Below are 14,163 nucleotides of genomic sequence, written 5' to 3'. Positions count from 1 at the left end.
CCACCCTCGTCACCATCGGAGTCTCCGCATGATCTCGCTCACCGACGTCACCCTCACCTTCCCCGACGGCGACCACCGCGTCACCGCCGTCGACCGCGCGACCCTCACCGTCCCGGCCGGGACCGTGACCGCGCTCACCGGGCCGTCGGGCTCCGGGAAGTCGAGTGTGCTCGCCGTCGCGGCCGGCCTGATCCGGCCCGACAGCGGCCTCGTGGAGGTGGCCGGGGTCGACGTCACCTCCCTCGACCGCCGTGCGGCCACCGACTTCCGCCGTACGAGGCTCGGCATCGTGTTCCAGCAGGCCAACCTGCTGCCGTCGCTCACGGCCCTCGAGCAGCTGTGCGTCCTCGGGACGCTCGGCGGCCGCGCATCGCGGGCCGACCGGACGCGCACCCGCGAACGGGCCGCGATGCTGCTCGCCGCGGTCGGTCTCGCCGACCAGGCCGGCAAGCGGCCGCATCAGCTCTCGGGTGGTCAGCGGCAGCGGGTCAACATCGCGCGCGCCCTCATGAACGAGCCCGATGCGCTCGTCGTGGATGAGCCGACCAGTGCGCTCGACCACGAGCGCGGGTCCGCGATCATCGAGCTCATCCTCGAACTCACCGCGACCTCGGGCGCCGCGACGCTGCTGGTCACCCACGATCGGAGCCACCTCGACCGCATGGACCAGGTGCTCGTCATGGAGGACGGTCGGCTCAGCGCCGCCGCCGACGCGCTGGCCCTGCGGTCCTGAGGTCCACCGTCGCCCGGCGGTAGGGTGAGGTCACGTCGAGAGAGGACCGCCATGCGCCGTGCGACCCGTGGGCTGACCGTGATCGCGATCGTCGGCGCCGTGCTCGGCACGAGTGCCTGCACCAGTGGCGCGGACTCGCCCTCCGGTCAGAGCTCCGCGAGCGAGGCCGGCGTGATCGCACCCGTCATCGTGCAGCTCGTCGATCAGGACGGCCGCACCATCACCGTCGGCCTCGACAACGTGGTGGACCTCGTCGCCGTCGATCCAACCGTCTGGTCCGCGGAGGTCGAGGATCCGTCGATCGCGGAGTACGTGCCGGGCGGATCCCGCGGCGGCGCGTCGTTCAACCCCGGTCTGCAGCCGCTCGAGGTCGGGAGCACGACGGTGACGCTGACGAACAGCTCCGACGATTCGACCGTCGTCCTCACGCTCGAGGTCGTCGACCGGTCCTGAGCCGGTGACGCTCCGACGCCCGACCCGGTCCCTGAGCCTGTCGAAGGGCGCACTCCAACCGGTCCCTGAGCCTGCCGAAGGGCGCCACGGCTGCATCTCGACAAGCTCGGTGACCGGTCGAACAGCGCTCAGCTGTCGAGGTAGCGGCACAGGTAGGCGAGGCGGGTCACTCGTCGAGACCCAACAATCCGGCAGCGACATCTCCTCAGCTAGCCTGAAACCCAGACGGTGGTGCGTTGACCGGTTCAGACCGCCATCATTTCTGAGCGCAAACGGCCGGGTCAACGACTAGCTTTCCCTCCACGGCCTGCGCTGGCGTTGCAACTCCCGAGACGGCGGTTATGCCAGGACCGGTACGTCACGCCGCACAAACCGCAGCGCTCCCAGACCCAGCGTCGCGATGGCCCAGCCGAGAAGGGCTAGCATCCCGGGGCCTATCCCAACTGAGTAGGACAGTGCTGCGCCCTCGAACATCCCTGGGCCACGCACGGCATCCGCGAGCACACCGAAGGGGAGGTAGTTCACAAACGTCACCCCGCCCGTCAGCACTGCGGAGAGTGGGCGGAGGCTCGATTCCACGATGAGCGCGCCGAAGATGATGATGACGCCACCGAGTACGCGTGGATATCAGCCTGTCTTGGAGTAACTCCCGCGTAATCGCAGCGGTCGACGGCGCGAGTCACGCCCGCCTCATCCGCAGAACGGCGGACACTGCGATACCCCCAAACACCAGCACGACCCCGCCGGATGCGACGAAGACAGCCGCTGCGGGGACAGCCAGTGCGGCCACGAACACAGCGACGCCGACCAGGATCAACGCGACTCCGCCCAGACGAGACGCCGGCCCGAGCGCGGCACGGAAGGATTCTTCGACGGCGCTGAATGTCTCTCCATCCGGCCGCGCAAGAGGCAGGTATACCCCGAGGATCACAAGGAGCACTCCGGCTGCCGCGCCGACGATCGAGGTGACCGCTAGATCCTCGCCGGTCTGGAGGCTGACGAACACGACGTGCAGTGCCGGGAACAGCACACAGAGACCGATGACGAACGCGCCAAGCACGCGGGCGGACGCACGTCGACCGGACGCACTGGTGCGGCGGATGCCCGCCATGAGCTTCGCGTCAAGCGTCGGCGCGACCGCGAGCAGAACGGTCATCACGACGAGCACGATAGGCATCGCGACCGCCGTCACCTCACGGTTCACCACGCTCGTCCCATGACGACCGTCGGACTCCCGCGTCACTATCTGGGCAGCCATGTCTGGCCACCGGACGATGCTCCATGCGAGCATCCCGACGACCGCGATCGCCGCGATCACGAACACTGCGCGTGGGAGCCTCGCGCTCCGATCCTTGGTGACAGCGGTGGTCATCTTCGTTCCTCCTCTCGGCCGGACAGACCGTCCGTGCCGGTTGTCGATTTGTCCTCCACCGACGACGGTCCACGCAGCGCAGTGAGCAGCAGAATGGCCTCGTCGATCGCGGTGAGGTTGATGCGGTACTGGATCTCCGTCCCGCGTCGACGCGACACCACCAGCTCCGCGTCCCGAAGGGTGCGGAGATGGCCGGACAGTGTCGCCCCCGAGACGCCGACGGCCGCGGCAATGTCACCTACGCGGACGTAGTCGCGAGAACGGAGGTGCCTGAGGATCGCCTGACGTGTCGGATGCCCCAGAGCGGCGAACCTACCGCCTTCGTTATTTCGCGACATAGCGAAATAATAGCTGTGGGAGGCACCAAGCACCACCCGCCTCAACTACGCGGACGCTCTCCCGCCGATGCTGCGTCAGTGGATAGCGAGTCCTGCAACGACACGATGACGACGCAGTCGCCGTGAGGAACGTCGCACCATGCCGCCACGAAACGGAGATCTCAGAGGGGTTCGAACGAGAACATGAATAGGCTCCCTCGGCAATATCTCGTCAAGGGCGCAGACCTGCGCGAGTTCTCCATGGGTGACGTCGACGACATCGCCGATCGAATCGACACGCGGCCCCGTCCAGTACTCGCCTGGGCAACATCAGCCGAACTGTTTCTCCCACAGGTGCGCATTGAACGTCTGCACGCCCGAGGTCGTGGACTCCTGAAGCGCGGAGCGGTCCCCGCGTGGGCCGGCCACCGAGCTGCGCCGCGCGGAGCCTGTCGAAGGGCGCACCCACCCCGGTCCCTGAGCCTGTCGAAGGGCGCTCAGATGTTGAGGTAGCGGCAGAGGTACGCGGTGGTGACTTCGACCTCGACCTGGAAGCTGCTGCTCCCCGGGACACTGAACTGCGCGTCGGGCCCGAAGTCCTGCCAGGCACTCGTGTTCGGCAGCAGCACGCGGAGCTTGCCGGAGATCACGGACATCTCCTCGGCCTTGCCCGTGGTGAAGGTGTACTCCCCCGGCTCCATCACTCCGACGCTGGCCGACTCCGCACCGGGCTCATTCGTGGTGAAGCCGATCGACTTCACCTTGCCGTCGAAGTACTCGTTGCTCGTCAGCATCAGGGGCCTCTCGTCGTGGTCCGGGACCGCGGCGGCGGATCCGGCCTTCATCGTATCGGCTCGGCGAAGAACGCCTCCTCGTGCGCGGCCGAGGCCAGGAACGCCCGTCGCATCGTCTCCCGGCCGGCCTCGTCCGCACGAGCCGCCGCCCCGGCGACGATCTCGATCGCCCGGGCGTTCGCCATCGCGAAGGCGGGGTCGGCGTACGTGTCGAGCCACGCCGCGAAGGGGTGCTCCGCGTGCGATGCGCCGACGAGCCGTTCACCGAGATCCTGATAGATCCAGTAGCAGGGCAACACGGCGGCGACCACCCGCCCGTAGTCGCCGTCGACCGTCGCCGCGTGCAGGTGGTCGAGGTACGCCGCGGTCGTCGCCGACGGTTCCACGTCCATACCGCTGACGGCATACGTGCTGAGCCAGGTGCGGTGCAGCTCCATCTCGGCCTCGATGGAGCCCGCCGCACCGGTCGCCCAGAACACCTGCTCCTCGGCCGTCGGTGCCAGTGCACTCGCTCGCGCGAGGACCCGCGAGTAGGCCCGCAGGTAGATCGCGTCCTGCTGCAGGTACCAGGCGAACCGGGCCGGATCGAGGGTGCCGTCCGCGAGCGTCGTCACGAACGGCAGGTGGTCGATCCGGTCCCGCAGCTCGGCGATGTCCTCCCACCAGTCGGCGACGATGTCGGCACCGTCCTGCCGACCCGAAATCATCCCGTCCGACGCCCACAGCTCTGCGAAGTGACTGATCGGGCCGTTGCCCGAGCCGACCGCGAGCGAATCCCCGTGCCGGAGGCTCGACGTGAGCCACGCCTTCGCCTCGCCGAGGGCCTCGGTCCAGGATCCCGAACGGGCGACGAGGGTGGCCATCGCGCTCGACAGGGAGCACCCGGTTCCGTGGGTGTTCCGCGTGTCGACTCGAAGACCGTCGAACTCGACGAGTGATCGGTCGTCGCCCAGACCACCCGCGGCGTCGACCAGCGCATCCGGGCACGCGGTCGTCCCCGTCAGGTGCCCGCCCTTCACGAGCACGATCACGCCCGCTTGCACCGAGACCCGTTCCGCCTGGGCGAGTGCGTCGGCCCAGCTCGTCGCCACCGGCTCGTCCGCGAGGACGGCGAGCTCCGGCAGGTTCGGGGTCACGAGGTCGACGCGCGGGAGGAGCGCGCGCATGGCCGCTTCGGCGTCGCGGCGGAGGAGACGGTCGCCGCTCGTCGCCACCATCACCGGGTCGAGGACGACGGGTCCGGTCACCGTCTCCTGCAGCCAGGTCGACACGGTGTCGATGATCGCGACATCGCCCAGCATCCCGATCTTGACCGCGTCGATCACCACGTCATCCGCGACCGCGTCCAGCTGCTCGCGGAGGAACCCGACGGGCGGGGTGTGCACGGATCGGACGCCCCGGGTGTTCTGCGCGACGAGCGCGGTGACGACCGCCATGCCGTATCCGCCGTTCGCGGCGATGCTCTTGAGGTCGGCCTGGATCCCGGCACCGCCGGTCGGGTCGGTGCCGGCGATGCTCAGCACCCGCGGTGTGTCCCGGACCGCGACAGGTCGTCGACCGCGCACCCGGTCCGAGCTCGACGACGCCGGCGCCGTCGTCTCTTTCACGGCGCTCATGCCGAGACCTCAATCCAGGCGCTGTGGAACGCCCGGGCGGCGGCCGCCGGATCGTCGGCGGCGCAGATGGCGGAGACGACGGCGAGACCAGCGGCACCGGCAGCGTGGAGCTCGACCGTGTCCTCCAGTGACACCCCACCGATCGCGACGCACGGGAGCGGGGTCGCGGCGGCGATCGCGGCGAACCCCTCCATGCCCAGCGGCTCCGGGTGGTCCGGCTTGGTCGTCGTCGGGCGGATGACGCCGACGCCGAGGTAGTCGACCGTCCCGAGTGGCAGCGCTGCGACCGCGTCGAGGTGCGCCGAGGTGTTCGCCGTCAGTCCCACGACGGCGGCCTGACCCACGATGCGACGCACGGCGTCGACCGGGAGATCGCTCTGACCCACGTGGACGCCGTGGACGACGGCGCCGGCGGAACGGGCGGCGAGGAACACGTCCACCCGATCGTCGACGAGGAGCAGCGCCCGCCCGGCGACGACCTCCGCCGCACGCACGGTCAGGTCGAACAACTCTCGCGCCGACGCGGTCTTCTCCCGCAGCTGGACCGCGGTCACCCCGCCGTCGACGGCCCGGCGCACGACGTCGAGGACACCGCGATCCCCGCTGGCCGAAGCATCCGTGACGAGGTAGGTGGCGATACCGCGGCGCACGAGCTCGGCGTGCGAACGGGCCGCGAGGACCCGGTCCGCGGTGGTCGAGGCGCTCACGCGATCACCGCCAGGCTGCGGACGGTGTCGGCATCGAGGAGGTGGAGGTGGTCGAGGAAGGCGAGAGCGAAGGACCCGGGGCCACGGCTCTCCGCAGCCGCCAGCTGCGCGGCGACCGTGTACGCGGTGGTCGCCGCGACCGTCGTCAGCAGCCGGTCGTCGTCGAGTGACGCGAAGGCGGCGAGTACGGCACCGAGGGCACAGCCACCGCCCGTCACGAGGGTGAGCCAGGCGTGCCCGTTCGAGCAGCGGACGATGCGCTCACCGTCGGTGATGACGTCCGTCGGGCCGGAGATCGCGACGACGGCACCCGAGGCGCGGGCGATCGCGGTGGCCGCCTCGATCGCGCTGTCGACCGAGTCGGTGCTGTCGACGCCGCGCCCGCCGGCGCCCAGTCCGGCGAGCGCGATGATCTCGCTGGCGTTGCCGCGCACGATCGTCGGCCTGAGGGCGAGGAGTTCAGTGGCGAGCGCCGTGCGCACCGGCAAGAAGCCGACGGCGACGGGGTCGAGCACCCATGGAGTGCCGGCCTCGTTCGCGGCGGTGGCGGCCTCGACCATGGCCTCGCGCTGCTCAGCCTGCGGCGTCCCGAGGTTGAGGAGCACGCCGGAGGCGATGCGGGCGAACGGTCCGGCCTCGGTGGGGATGTCGGTCATCGCCGGGGCGGCGCCGATGGCAAGCAGGACGTTCGCCGTGAAGTTCGTCACCACGGCGTTCGTGATCGATTGGACGAGCGGCGTGCGCTCGCGCAGGCGGTCGAGGAGGTCCCCGGACGCGCTCGCGAACTCGCCGACGGACGAGTCGTCGGTGGACGGGTGGGCAGACTGCTGCGGTGTGCGAATGCTCATTCGCGACATCCCTTCGCTCGGACTAACGAGATCAGGTTCGACGGGTGTGTTCTCAGCCGATCGTCGTGGGATCGGCACCCCGTGTCACTCGCGACCACCCTAGCGGGTCGGCCCGGCTTCCCGTCCAGCGGGCGGGCGAGGATGATGGAGGGATGGACTTCTTCGAGCTGGTCACCATCGTCTTCGAGGTCGCCGGTGTCGGGGCGATGGTCGTGGGCTTCGTGATCGCCGTCACCCTCTCGGCCCGCCTGTGGTGGAGCACGCGCGACGGCGCACGGGCTTTCCGGATGCTGCGGGAGACGATCGGCTCGGTCATCCTGCTCGGGCTGGAGATCCTCGTGGCCGCCGACCTCGTGAAGACGGTCACGTCGACGCCGTCGCTGACCGACGCACTCGTCCTCGCGATCATCGTCGTCATCCGCACCCTGCTGAGCTTCTCCCTGCAGATCGAGATCGAGGGCACCCTCCCCTGGAGGCGCCTGGCGACGACCGGTCCACAGCTGTTCGACCGTGCCGTCAAGCGCGGTGGCGAACGCACGCGGCGTCGCGCCGAGGAGCAGGACGTGTCGACGTCAGCCGATCCGACACCGGCGCCGACGGTCGCGGCGCAGGCCGTCCCCGACGATGAGGACGGCTTCCCCGAGCTCCGCAGTCGCAGCTAGTGCGGCGCGGCTAGCGCGCCGCGGAGGTCGCCCAGGTGTCGCGGATGAGGTCGGGCAGCAGGCGCATGTCGTCGAAGACGTGGGTGCCGTCGCCGATGAGGCGCTCGGCGGGCGTCATGCCACCGGCGTAGGCGTAGACCGTCATGCCGGCCGCGCGGGCAGCCAGGACGCCGACGACGCTGTCCTCGATGACCGCGCACCGCTCGGGGGCCGTGTCGAAGTCGGCGGCGGCGTGCAGGAAGAGGTCGGGTGCGGGCTTGCCGACGGCGACGTCGGTCGCGCTGAAGATGCGCCCGTCGAAGCGGTCGTGGATGCCCACCTGCCCGAGGTTGCGGACGACGTCGTGCAGCATCCCGTTCGAGGCCACGCACAGCGGCACCCCGGTCGCAGCGATGCCGTCGAGGGCGTCGACGACCCCGTCGACCGCCTCGAGCTCGCGCTCGCAGATGCCGCGGAACATGTCGCTCCAGCGCTGGATCCAGTCGGCCTCGAGCGGCTTCCCGAGACGCTGCTCGACGAGCGTCGCGTAGGTCTCGAGCGAGGCGCCGACGAAGAGCTCCCGCACCTCGGCCTCGGTGTAGTCGCCGCCGACCTCGTTGAGCAGCTGGAGGTTCACCCGGACGGAGATGCGTTCCGTGTCGACGAGCGTGCCGTCGCAGTCGAAGATGACGAGGTCCGGATAGTCGACTGGCATGCTCCGAGCCTAAACGACACCGCCTGCGCTGTGGCCGTGCGCCCTCCGGCGGCGACCTCCGACGGCGACCTCCGACGGCGGTCGGCGTCATGGTCAGCGGGCCGCGCGGACGCCCTGTCGCTGCCAGGTGACGACCATGCGTCGCGCATACTGGGTCGCCGCGACGAAGTGGCCGAGGAGTCCCAGGAGGATCGCCACGAAGCCGACCCCGCCGAAGACCCGGTAGAGCGCCGACGCCGGATCCCCGCCGCCGAGCGCGAGGCCGATGAGCAGCGCGAAGAAGCCGACGAAGAGGAACACCGTCCGGATCTTGCCGGCGATGCTCACCGGCACCTCGGGCGTCCCGCGGAATGCGACGACGGCGACGAACGCGAGCAGGAGGTCGGGGACGATCATGACCACGAACACCTGCCACGGGATGATCTGCGCGATGGCGAACGACGCGGCGACCACGACCACGGTCAGACGGTCGGCGACCCCGTCGAGCCAGGTGCCGAGCGCGGAGACCGTGCCCATGCGGCGCGCGATCTGTCCGTCGGCGACGTCGCTCAGGAACACCACCGCACCGACGACGAGCGCAGCCCAGTAGGAGCCGGTGATCACGAGGGCGGCGAACACCGGGAGCAGGACGATTCGTCCCGCCGTGATCGCGTTCGGCAGGTTCCTCCAGTCGTCGTCGGAGAACAGCTGCGTGCGGAGGCGCGCGAGCGGTGTCTTCTCGTGCAGGGTCACCGGGATCATCGCCTCGTCGCCGGGGATCGCGGCACCACGGCGGAATCGGACGATCGCGATGACCGTCACCACCACGACGAGCGCGAACAGCAGCGCCCAGCCGGTGGCGCCGAGGTACTGGCGGACCGTGTCGAGCGTGGCGCGGACGAGGGAGCCGACGCCGACGTAGACGGCGGACCAGAGGAGGGAGCCCAGCAGCGATGCCGCGAGGAACGACCGGTAGGGCACGCGGGCGACCCCGGCGGCGGTCGGTGTCAGGCATCGGAGCACGGGGACGAGCCTCGTGAGGAAGACGGCCTGGGCCCCGCGCCGCTCGAGCGCCTCGACCGCGCGGTCCCAGCCGTGGACGCCGAGACGCCGGACGATGGCCGAGTCACGGAGGCGACCACCGGAACGCCGACCGAGGAGGTAGCCCAGCTGGTCCCCGAGCGACCCGCCGAGGGCGACCGCGAGGAATAGCACGAGGGCACCGGGGGCGGAGTCGAGCATGGCCGCGAGGAGGAGCACCACCGGTTCACCGGGGACGACGAGGCCGAGCCACAGGCCGGATTCGGCGGTCGTGAACAGGAGCCCGAGGAGCCAGATCAGCGGATCGGGCAGCGCCGTCGCGGCGTCGTTCACCCACCCGATGATGTCCACGGATCCCCGTTCAGCAGTGCGACCCGCACTCCTGGGTGGGGCGCGGCTCGCCCAAGTCTACGGACGAGCCGCGCCCTCCCATCCCCGAGGGGTCGTTCAAACGGTCATTCGCCGGACAGCTCGTCCCGATTCGCGCGTCGACGACGCAGGACGGCCGCGGTGACGACACCGGCGGCACCGAGCACGAAGAGCGCTCCGGCAGCGACGATCCACGGCATCGCGTCCGCGCCGGTCGAGGGCAGACGACCCGCGTTGCTCGGAACCGCGGGGTCGCTCGGAACGGCGGGGTCGCTCGGCGTCGCCGTTGGGACGGGCGGCACCGGAGCGACCTCGTCGGCGACGAGCACGAAGGTGGGCACCGTCTGGACCGCACCGTCCGTGCCGACGACGACGGTGGCGGTCGTGGTGCCACCCGCGGGCACCGAATACCCGGCCGGAACGGTCAGCGTGACCTCGTAGCTGCCCGGCGCCAGATCGGCGAGCCCGTAGGAGCCCTCGGCCGTCGTGGTCAGGGCGACCGGGCCGCCCGGCGTCGTCACCGTGACCGTCGCTGCGGGCACCGGGGCGTCGGTGTCCGTCCGGACGTCGCCGATGACGGTCCCGAGGCGGGCGAGCTCGAAGTCGACCGCGTCGAGATCGGTTCCGGCGAGCTCCTCCTCCCGGGTGGCCGCTCCGGAGACGACGTACCCCTCCGGGGCGACGACCGAGACCTCGTAGGAGCCAGCGGGCAGGAGCGGGAAGCGGTAGGAACCGTCGGCGGCCGTGACGGCGCTCTCGACCCCGTTCGGACCGTCGACGCTCACGGTGACACCGGCCACACCGACTCCACCGGACGTGATCACCCCGCCGAGACTGGGATTCGCGACGAGCACGAAGTCCTGCTCGGTGATGGGTGTCTCGCTCCCGACCGGGACCGTGAAGACGTTCGGCGGGCTCTGCACCGCGTAACCCGCGGGCGGCGTGATGACGACCGCGTGCTCGCCGACCGGCACGGTGTCGAAGAGGTAGTTCCCGTCGGTGTCGGTGGTGACGCTGCCCGCGCCGTCGATCGTGACCGTGGCTCCGACGATCGGCACACCGTCCGTGTCGAGCGCGGTGCCGGACACGGCGACGGGCACGATGTCACGGACGGTGAAGTCCGCGACGGCGTCGGCGTCCGTGAGGTCCGCGGCGGCTCGTGCGGGACCGTCGGCGATCTTGCCGGTCGGCGGGACGAGCTGCACCGTGTAGCCGTCGGTCGCGAAGTAGCCGGCGAAGGTGTAGGCGCCGCCACCAGCGGTCGTGGTCGACGCCACCACGCGACCGTCGCGGTCGATGAGGCGGACGCCGACGCCGTCCAGCGGGCCGGTGGTCTGGTCGGTCACGGTGCCGGTCACGTCACGCGCGATCGACGCGAACCACGCCTGGTAGACGGGCGCGCCCGACCGCTGCCGGAACGAGAAGGTGAGGCTGGAGATCGGGGCGGAGGGTTCGAACCACCCCGCCGCCCCGGCGGTGTCCTGGGCGGCGTCGTTGCCGCGGAGCACCTGCGTCGCCGGGTCCCAGGTGGGGACGTCCGTGGCGGAACCGGTGCAGGACGGCTTGCCGGCCAGACCGGGAGCGCAGTAGTTGAAGCCACCGTTGAACCCGAGCTCGTCAGGGGTGAGCGCGGAACCGTCGGGGCCGATCGCCGTCACGGTGACCTGGTCGGCGTCGATGTCGCCGAGGACGAACGTCCAGCCGGACGGCGGTGTCGGCGTCGCGAAGGAGTAGGTCGTGGTCGAGGGCGACGCCGCGTTGTTCGCCTTCGGCCGGAGGTTCAGGTAGGGCTGATCGCGGCTGCTGCCGTATTTCGCACCGACCGGGGTCGACGCCGCCAGCCAGGTCGAGGCGCCCGAGATGACGCCGACGCCGCCGCCACCGACCGAGTCGCTCGTCAACGCCGCGGTGAGGGCGGGCTGACCGGCCAGGGTCATCGTGCCCTGATACGACCCCGATGCACCGGAGAACGTGGGCCACGTCGCCCAGCTCGATGTGGTCGCGGCGGAGGCCGCCGGGACGGCTGCGGTGAGGGCGAGCGCGGAGGCTCCGAGCAGGGCGAGCACAGCGGCTCCGATGCGGCGGGTCATGGGCGTCAGGATAAACACACATCGGTCGCCCGCGGAAGCCCGGTGTCCCGTTTCCGAGGGTCAGCCGAAACCGTGGTATCGACGGCCGCGGCACCGCAGACCCATGGACCGGACGCGCAGGATCATCCCGCGGGAGGACGGGAGATCGGGCGCGCGGGCGACGCGCCCCGGCGGCGATCCGAGGAGGCTGGAACCATCAACCGATCAGCTCCGCACACCGCGGAGGAAGGAACCCCACCTCATGTCCGCCTCAGCCACCACCGAGTCCCCCACGATCTCGCCCGCCGAGGACGTGACCCTGGCAGACGCCCCGACCGAAGCGTTCGGCCCCGAGCCCCTCACCCAGGCCACGCCCGTGCAGGAGGTCGCGCCGACTCACCCGACGACCCCCGTGCCCCTCGCACCCGCACCTGCCCCGACGGCCGCCGACCGCGAGAGCTCGACCCAGACGCTGTCGATCATCGCGTTCGCCCTGTCGATCGCCGCGGTCGTCGCGCCGTCGTTCGTGCTCCTGCCGATCGCCTCGCTCGTGCTCGGCATCATCGCGCTCGCCCGCAAGCCGAAGTCGAAGGGCTTCGCCCTCACCGCCGTCATCATCTCCGGCACCATGCTGGCGCTCGCCCTGATCGTCGCAGCCGGTGCAGCCCTGCTGCTCGGGGCGTCGGTGATCAGCAGCGGCTACGCCGGCTGACCCGATCTCCCACCCGACGCCCGTCCGCTCCTCGAGCGGGCGGGCGTCGTGGTGTTGATTGTTACACAATCTTGCGGCAGGCTGTCCCCATGACCCGTTCGCCGACCGAAACCCAGACGACCGGCAACAGCACTGCCGCGGGGCGCCTGCCCGTCGCCGCCGCGATCCTCGCCGCCGTGTGCTTCGGGACGACGGGCACGGCTCACGCGCTCCTACCGATCGAGGTGGGCTCGGTCGCGTTCGGCGCCGCACGCATCGTCTTCGGCGGAGCGCTCCTCGTCCTCGTGTGGGCGGTATTCGCCCGCCGCTCGAGGTCCACTCCACCTCGGACCCGCGCAGCGGAACTCGGGAGGCCCGCGCTGGTCGTCGCCGTCGTCGTCGGCACGATCGGCGTCACCGCGTACCAGCCGCTCTTCTTCCTCGGCGTGGAGCGCAACGGTGTCGCGATCGGGACCCTCACCGCGCTCGGCTCCGCACCCGCCATCACCGGCCTCCTCGAATGGGCGATCCACCGACGGCGCCCGAGCGGCCGCTGGTTCCTGGCCACGATCGTCGCGGCAGCCGGCGTCGGCGTCCTGTCCGGGGTGACGGGCGGCGGGATCGGGACCGTCTCGGTGGACGGGTTGCTCGCGTCCATCGGAGCCGGAGCCTCCTACGCCCTGTACACGCTCTGCAGCAAGGCGCTCATCGAGCACGGATGGACACCGCTCGGCACCATGGCGGCGCTCTTCGGCGGAGCGGCGCTCGTCTCGGTGCCGATCCTCCTCGCCACCGAGACCGCCTGGATCCTCACCGTGCCCGGCGCCCTCGCGGTCGCGTGGCTCGCGCTCGTGAACACGGTGGCGGGGTACCTGCTGTTCGGCTACGCGCTCGGCGGGCTGCCCGCGTCTCGGGTCGCGACGCTCACGCTCTTCGAACCACTGACGGCGACGCTCCTCGGCATCCTGCTCCTCGGAGAGTCCTTCGGGCCGTCCACCGTCGTCGGTGCCGCGCTGCTCGTGACCGGACTCGGGATCCTCGTCCTACCGAAGCGCATCGACCGTCGCGAGGTCGCCCGATGACCGCGGTCGACGCCGTCGCGGACGCGCTGCGGGAGGACATCCTCGACGGACGGCTCGGCGCGGACGAGCCGTTGCGGGAGACCGCCCTCACCGCCCGGTTCGGCGTCAACCGGCACACCGTCCGAGCGGCGCTCCGGGCGCTCGCGGCGGAGCGCCTGGTCACGTTCGAGGCCTACCGCGGCGCCCGGGTGCGGTCGTTCAGCGATGCGGACGTGCTCGCCCTCATGGAGTACCGGACGGCGATCGAGGCCGAGGCGGTCCGGCTGCTGCGAACGCGTGCGGAGCCGTCGTCGCGCCCACCGACCTCGATCATCGCGGCGAACGACAGTCTCCGACGCATCTGCCTCGACCGACCCGGCGATCACCGCGCCATCGAGGTCGCGCACGCCGAGCTGCACCACGCGATCGTCGCCGCGGCCCGGAGCCCTCGACTGAGCGAGGCGCACGCCGGCCTGCTCGCCGAGCTCGGCCTGTTCATGGTGCAGCTCCGGAGCGTCCTCCCGCCCGAGGAACTCATCGACCAGCACGACCGACTCGTCGACGCCCTCAGCGGCGACCAGGGCGAGGCGGAGCTCCGCGCGCACCTCGCGCACTCGGCGGAGCAGCTCATCGCCCTGCGCCGGTCAGCCCCCTGAGCCGCCCCTTCCGATCCCTGAGCCGCCCCTTCCGGCCCCTGAGCCACCCCTTCCGCTCCCTGAGCTTGTCGAAGGGCACCTCGACAGGCTCGGTGACCGGA

The 14,163-nt window shown here is 70.9% G+C and carries 15 protein-coding genes and 1 riboswitch; of the genes, 6 read left to right on the top strand and 9 right to left on the bottom strand.

The genetic code is table 11. The features are described from left to right. Window positions 1-28 precede the first annotated feature (28 nt). Together IFU11_RS11340 and IFU11_RS11335 are read left to right on the top strand one after the other, a co-directional pair. Window positions 29-733 (top strand): ABC transporter ATP-binding protein, encoded by a 705-nt coding sequence (locus tag IFU11_RS11340; protein WP_086474842.1) that lies wholly within the window; start codon window positions 29-31, stop codon window positions 731-733. A gap of 51 nt (window positions 734-784) precedes the next feature. Next, on the top strand, window positions 785-1,186 hold the full coding sequence (locus IFU11_RS11335; protein WP_137243987.1) for a hypothetical protein: 402 nt from the start codon (window positions 785-787) through the stop codon (window positions 1,184-1,186). Window positions 1,187-1,865: 679 nt separating this feature from the next. Here IFU11_RS11335 and IFU11_RS11330 read toward each other — a convergent pair. The 6 genes from IFU11_RS11330 to thiM all read right to left on the bottom strand — a co-directional run bounded on the left by IFU11_RS11330 (window position 1,866) and on the right by thiM (window position 6,840). Then, on the bottom strand, window positions 1,866-2,558 hold the full coding sequence (locus IFU11_RS11330) for a hypothetical protein (protein ID WP_137243988.1): 693 nt from the start codon (window positions 2,556-2,558) through the stop codon (window positions 1,866-1,868). After that, entirely contained in the window at window positions 2,555-2,929 is a 375-nt protein-coding gene (locus IFU11_RS11325) for an ArsR/SmtB family transcription factor (protein ID WP_199862268.1), read from the bottom strand. The genes IFU11_RS11330 and IFU11_RS11325 overlap by 4 nt, the downstream gene beginning before the upstream one ends. 443 nt (window positions 2,930-3,372) lie before the next feature. After that, complete coding sequence (ppnP, locus tag IFU11_RS11320) at window positions 3,373-3,669, bottom strand: pyrimidine/purine nucleoside phosphorylase (RefSeq protein ID WP_191941833.1); 297 nt, start codon at window positions 3,667-3,669, stop codon at window positions 3,373-3,375. 47 nt (window positions 3,670-3,716) lie between these two features. After that, complete coding sequence (locus tag IFU11_RS11315) at window positions 3,717-5,285, bottom strand: bifunctional hydroxymethylpyrimidine kinase/phosphomethylpyrimidine kinase (protein ID WP_192019017.1); 1,569 nt, start codon at window positions 5,283-5,285, stop codon at window positions 3,717-3,719. Beyond that, on the bottom strand, window positions 5,282-5,992 hold the full coding sequence (thiE, locus tag IFU11_RS20780; RefSeq protein WP_307783489.1) for a thiamine phosphate synthase: 711 nt from the start codon (window positions 5,990-5,992) through the stop codon (window positions 5,282-5,284). The genes IFU11_RS11315 and thiE overlap by 4 nt, the downstream gene beginning before the upstream one ends. Next, on the bottom strand, window positions 5,989-6,840 hold the full coding sequence (thiM, locus tag IFU11_RS11305; RefSeq protein ID WP_192019016.1) for a hydroxyethylthiazole kinase: 852 nt from the start codon (window positions 6,838-6,840) through the stop codon (window positions 5,989-5,991). Before thiM ends, thiE begins: the two co-directional genes overlap by 4 nt. Next, window positions 6,832-6,932, bottom strand: a riboswitch (TPP riboswitch). Its footprint overlaps the gene before it by 9 nt. Before the next feature lie 60 nt (window positions 6,933-6,992). Between thiM and IFU11_RS11300 the strand changes: the two genes are divergently transcribed. Further along, window positions 6,993-7,502 carry a DUF1622 domain-containing protein gene (locus IFU11_RS11300; protein WP_192019015.1) on the top strand — a complete coding sequence of 170 codons (510 nt, stop codon included), beginning with the start codon at window positions 6,993-6,995 and terminating at the stop codon, window positions 7,500-7,502. A 10-nt stretch (window positions 7,503-7,512) separates the two neighbouring features. On the opposite strand, the gene IFU11_RS11295 is transcribed toward IFU11_RS11300, so the two are convergent. The 3 genes from IFU11_RS11295 to IFU11_RS11285 all read right to left on the bottom strand — a co-directional run bounded on the left by IFU11_RS11295 (window position 7,513) and on the right by IFU11_RS11285 (window position 11,675). Further along, entirely contained in the window at window positions 7,513-8,196 is a 684-nt protein-coding gene (locus IFU11_RS11295; RefSeq protein ID WP_079706612.1) for an HAD family hydrolase, read from the bottom strand. A gap of 93 nt (window positions 8,197-8,289) precedes the next feature. Further along, on the bottom strand, window positions 8,290-9,567 hold the full coding sequence (locus tag IFU11_RS11290) for a CDP-alcohol phosphatidyltransferase family protein (RefSeq protein WP_192019014.1): 1,278 nt from the start codon (window positions 9,565-9,567) through the stop codon (window positions 8,290-8,292). Between the two features lie 104 nt (window positions 9,568-9,671). Continuing rightward, on the bottom strand, window positions 9,672-11,675 hold the full coding sequence (locus tag IFU11_RS11285) for a carboxypeptidase regulatory-like domain-containing protein (protein WP_192019013.1): 2,004 nt from the start codon (window positions 11,673-11,675) through the stop codon (window positions 9,672-9,674). A gap of 241 nt (window positions 11,676-11,916) precedes the next feature. On the opposite strand from IFU11_RS11285, the gene IFU11_RS11280 reads away from it, so the two are divergent. The 3 genes from IFU11_RS11280 (at window position 11,917) to IFU11_RS11270 (ending at window position 14,062) form a co-directional block, all read left to right on the top strand. Next, a complete protein-coding gene (locus IFU11_RS11280; RefSeq protein ID WP_192019012.1) occupies window positions 11,917-12,366 on the top strand; it encodes a hypothetical protein in 450 nt (149 codons plus the stop codon). Between the two features lie 89 nt (window positions 12,367-12,455). Beyond that, complete coding sequence (locus IFU11_RS11275; RefSeq protein WP_192019011.1) at window positions 12,456-13,427, top strand: DMT family transporter; 972 nt, start codon at window positions 12,456-12,458, stop codon at window positions 13,425-13,427. After that, complete coding sequence (locus IFU11_RS11270) at window positions 13,424-14,062, top strand: GntR family transcriptional regulator (RefSeq protein WP_192019010.1); 639 nt, start codon at window positions 13,424-13,426, stop codon at window positions 14,060-14,062. Before IFU11_RS11275 ends, IFU11_RS11270 begins: the two co-directional genes overlap by 4 nt. The last annotated feature ends 101 nt before the right edge of the window (window positions 14,063-14,163 follow it).

This window comes from Plantibacter sp. CFBP 8804, from assembly GCF_014841225.1.
GTDB classification, from domain to species: domain Bacteria; phylum Actinomycetota; class Actinomycetes; order Actinomycetales; family Microbacteriaceae; genus Plantibacter; species Plantibacter auratus.
The sequence above is the reverse complement of the archived record's forward strand: the minus strand, read 5'-3'. Positions and strand labels throughout refer to the sequence as shown.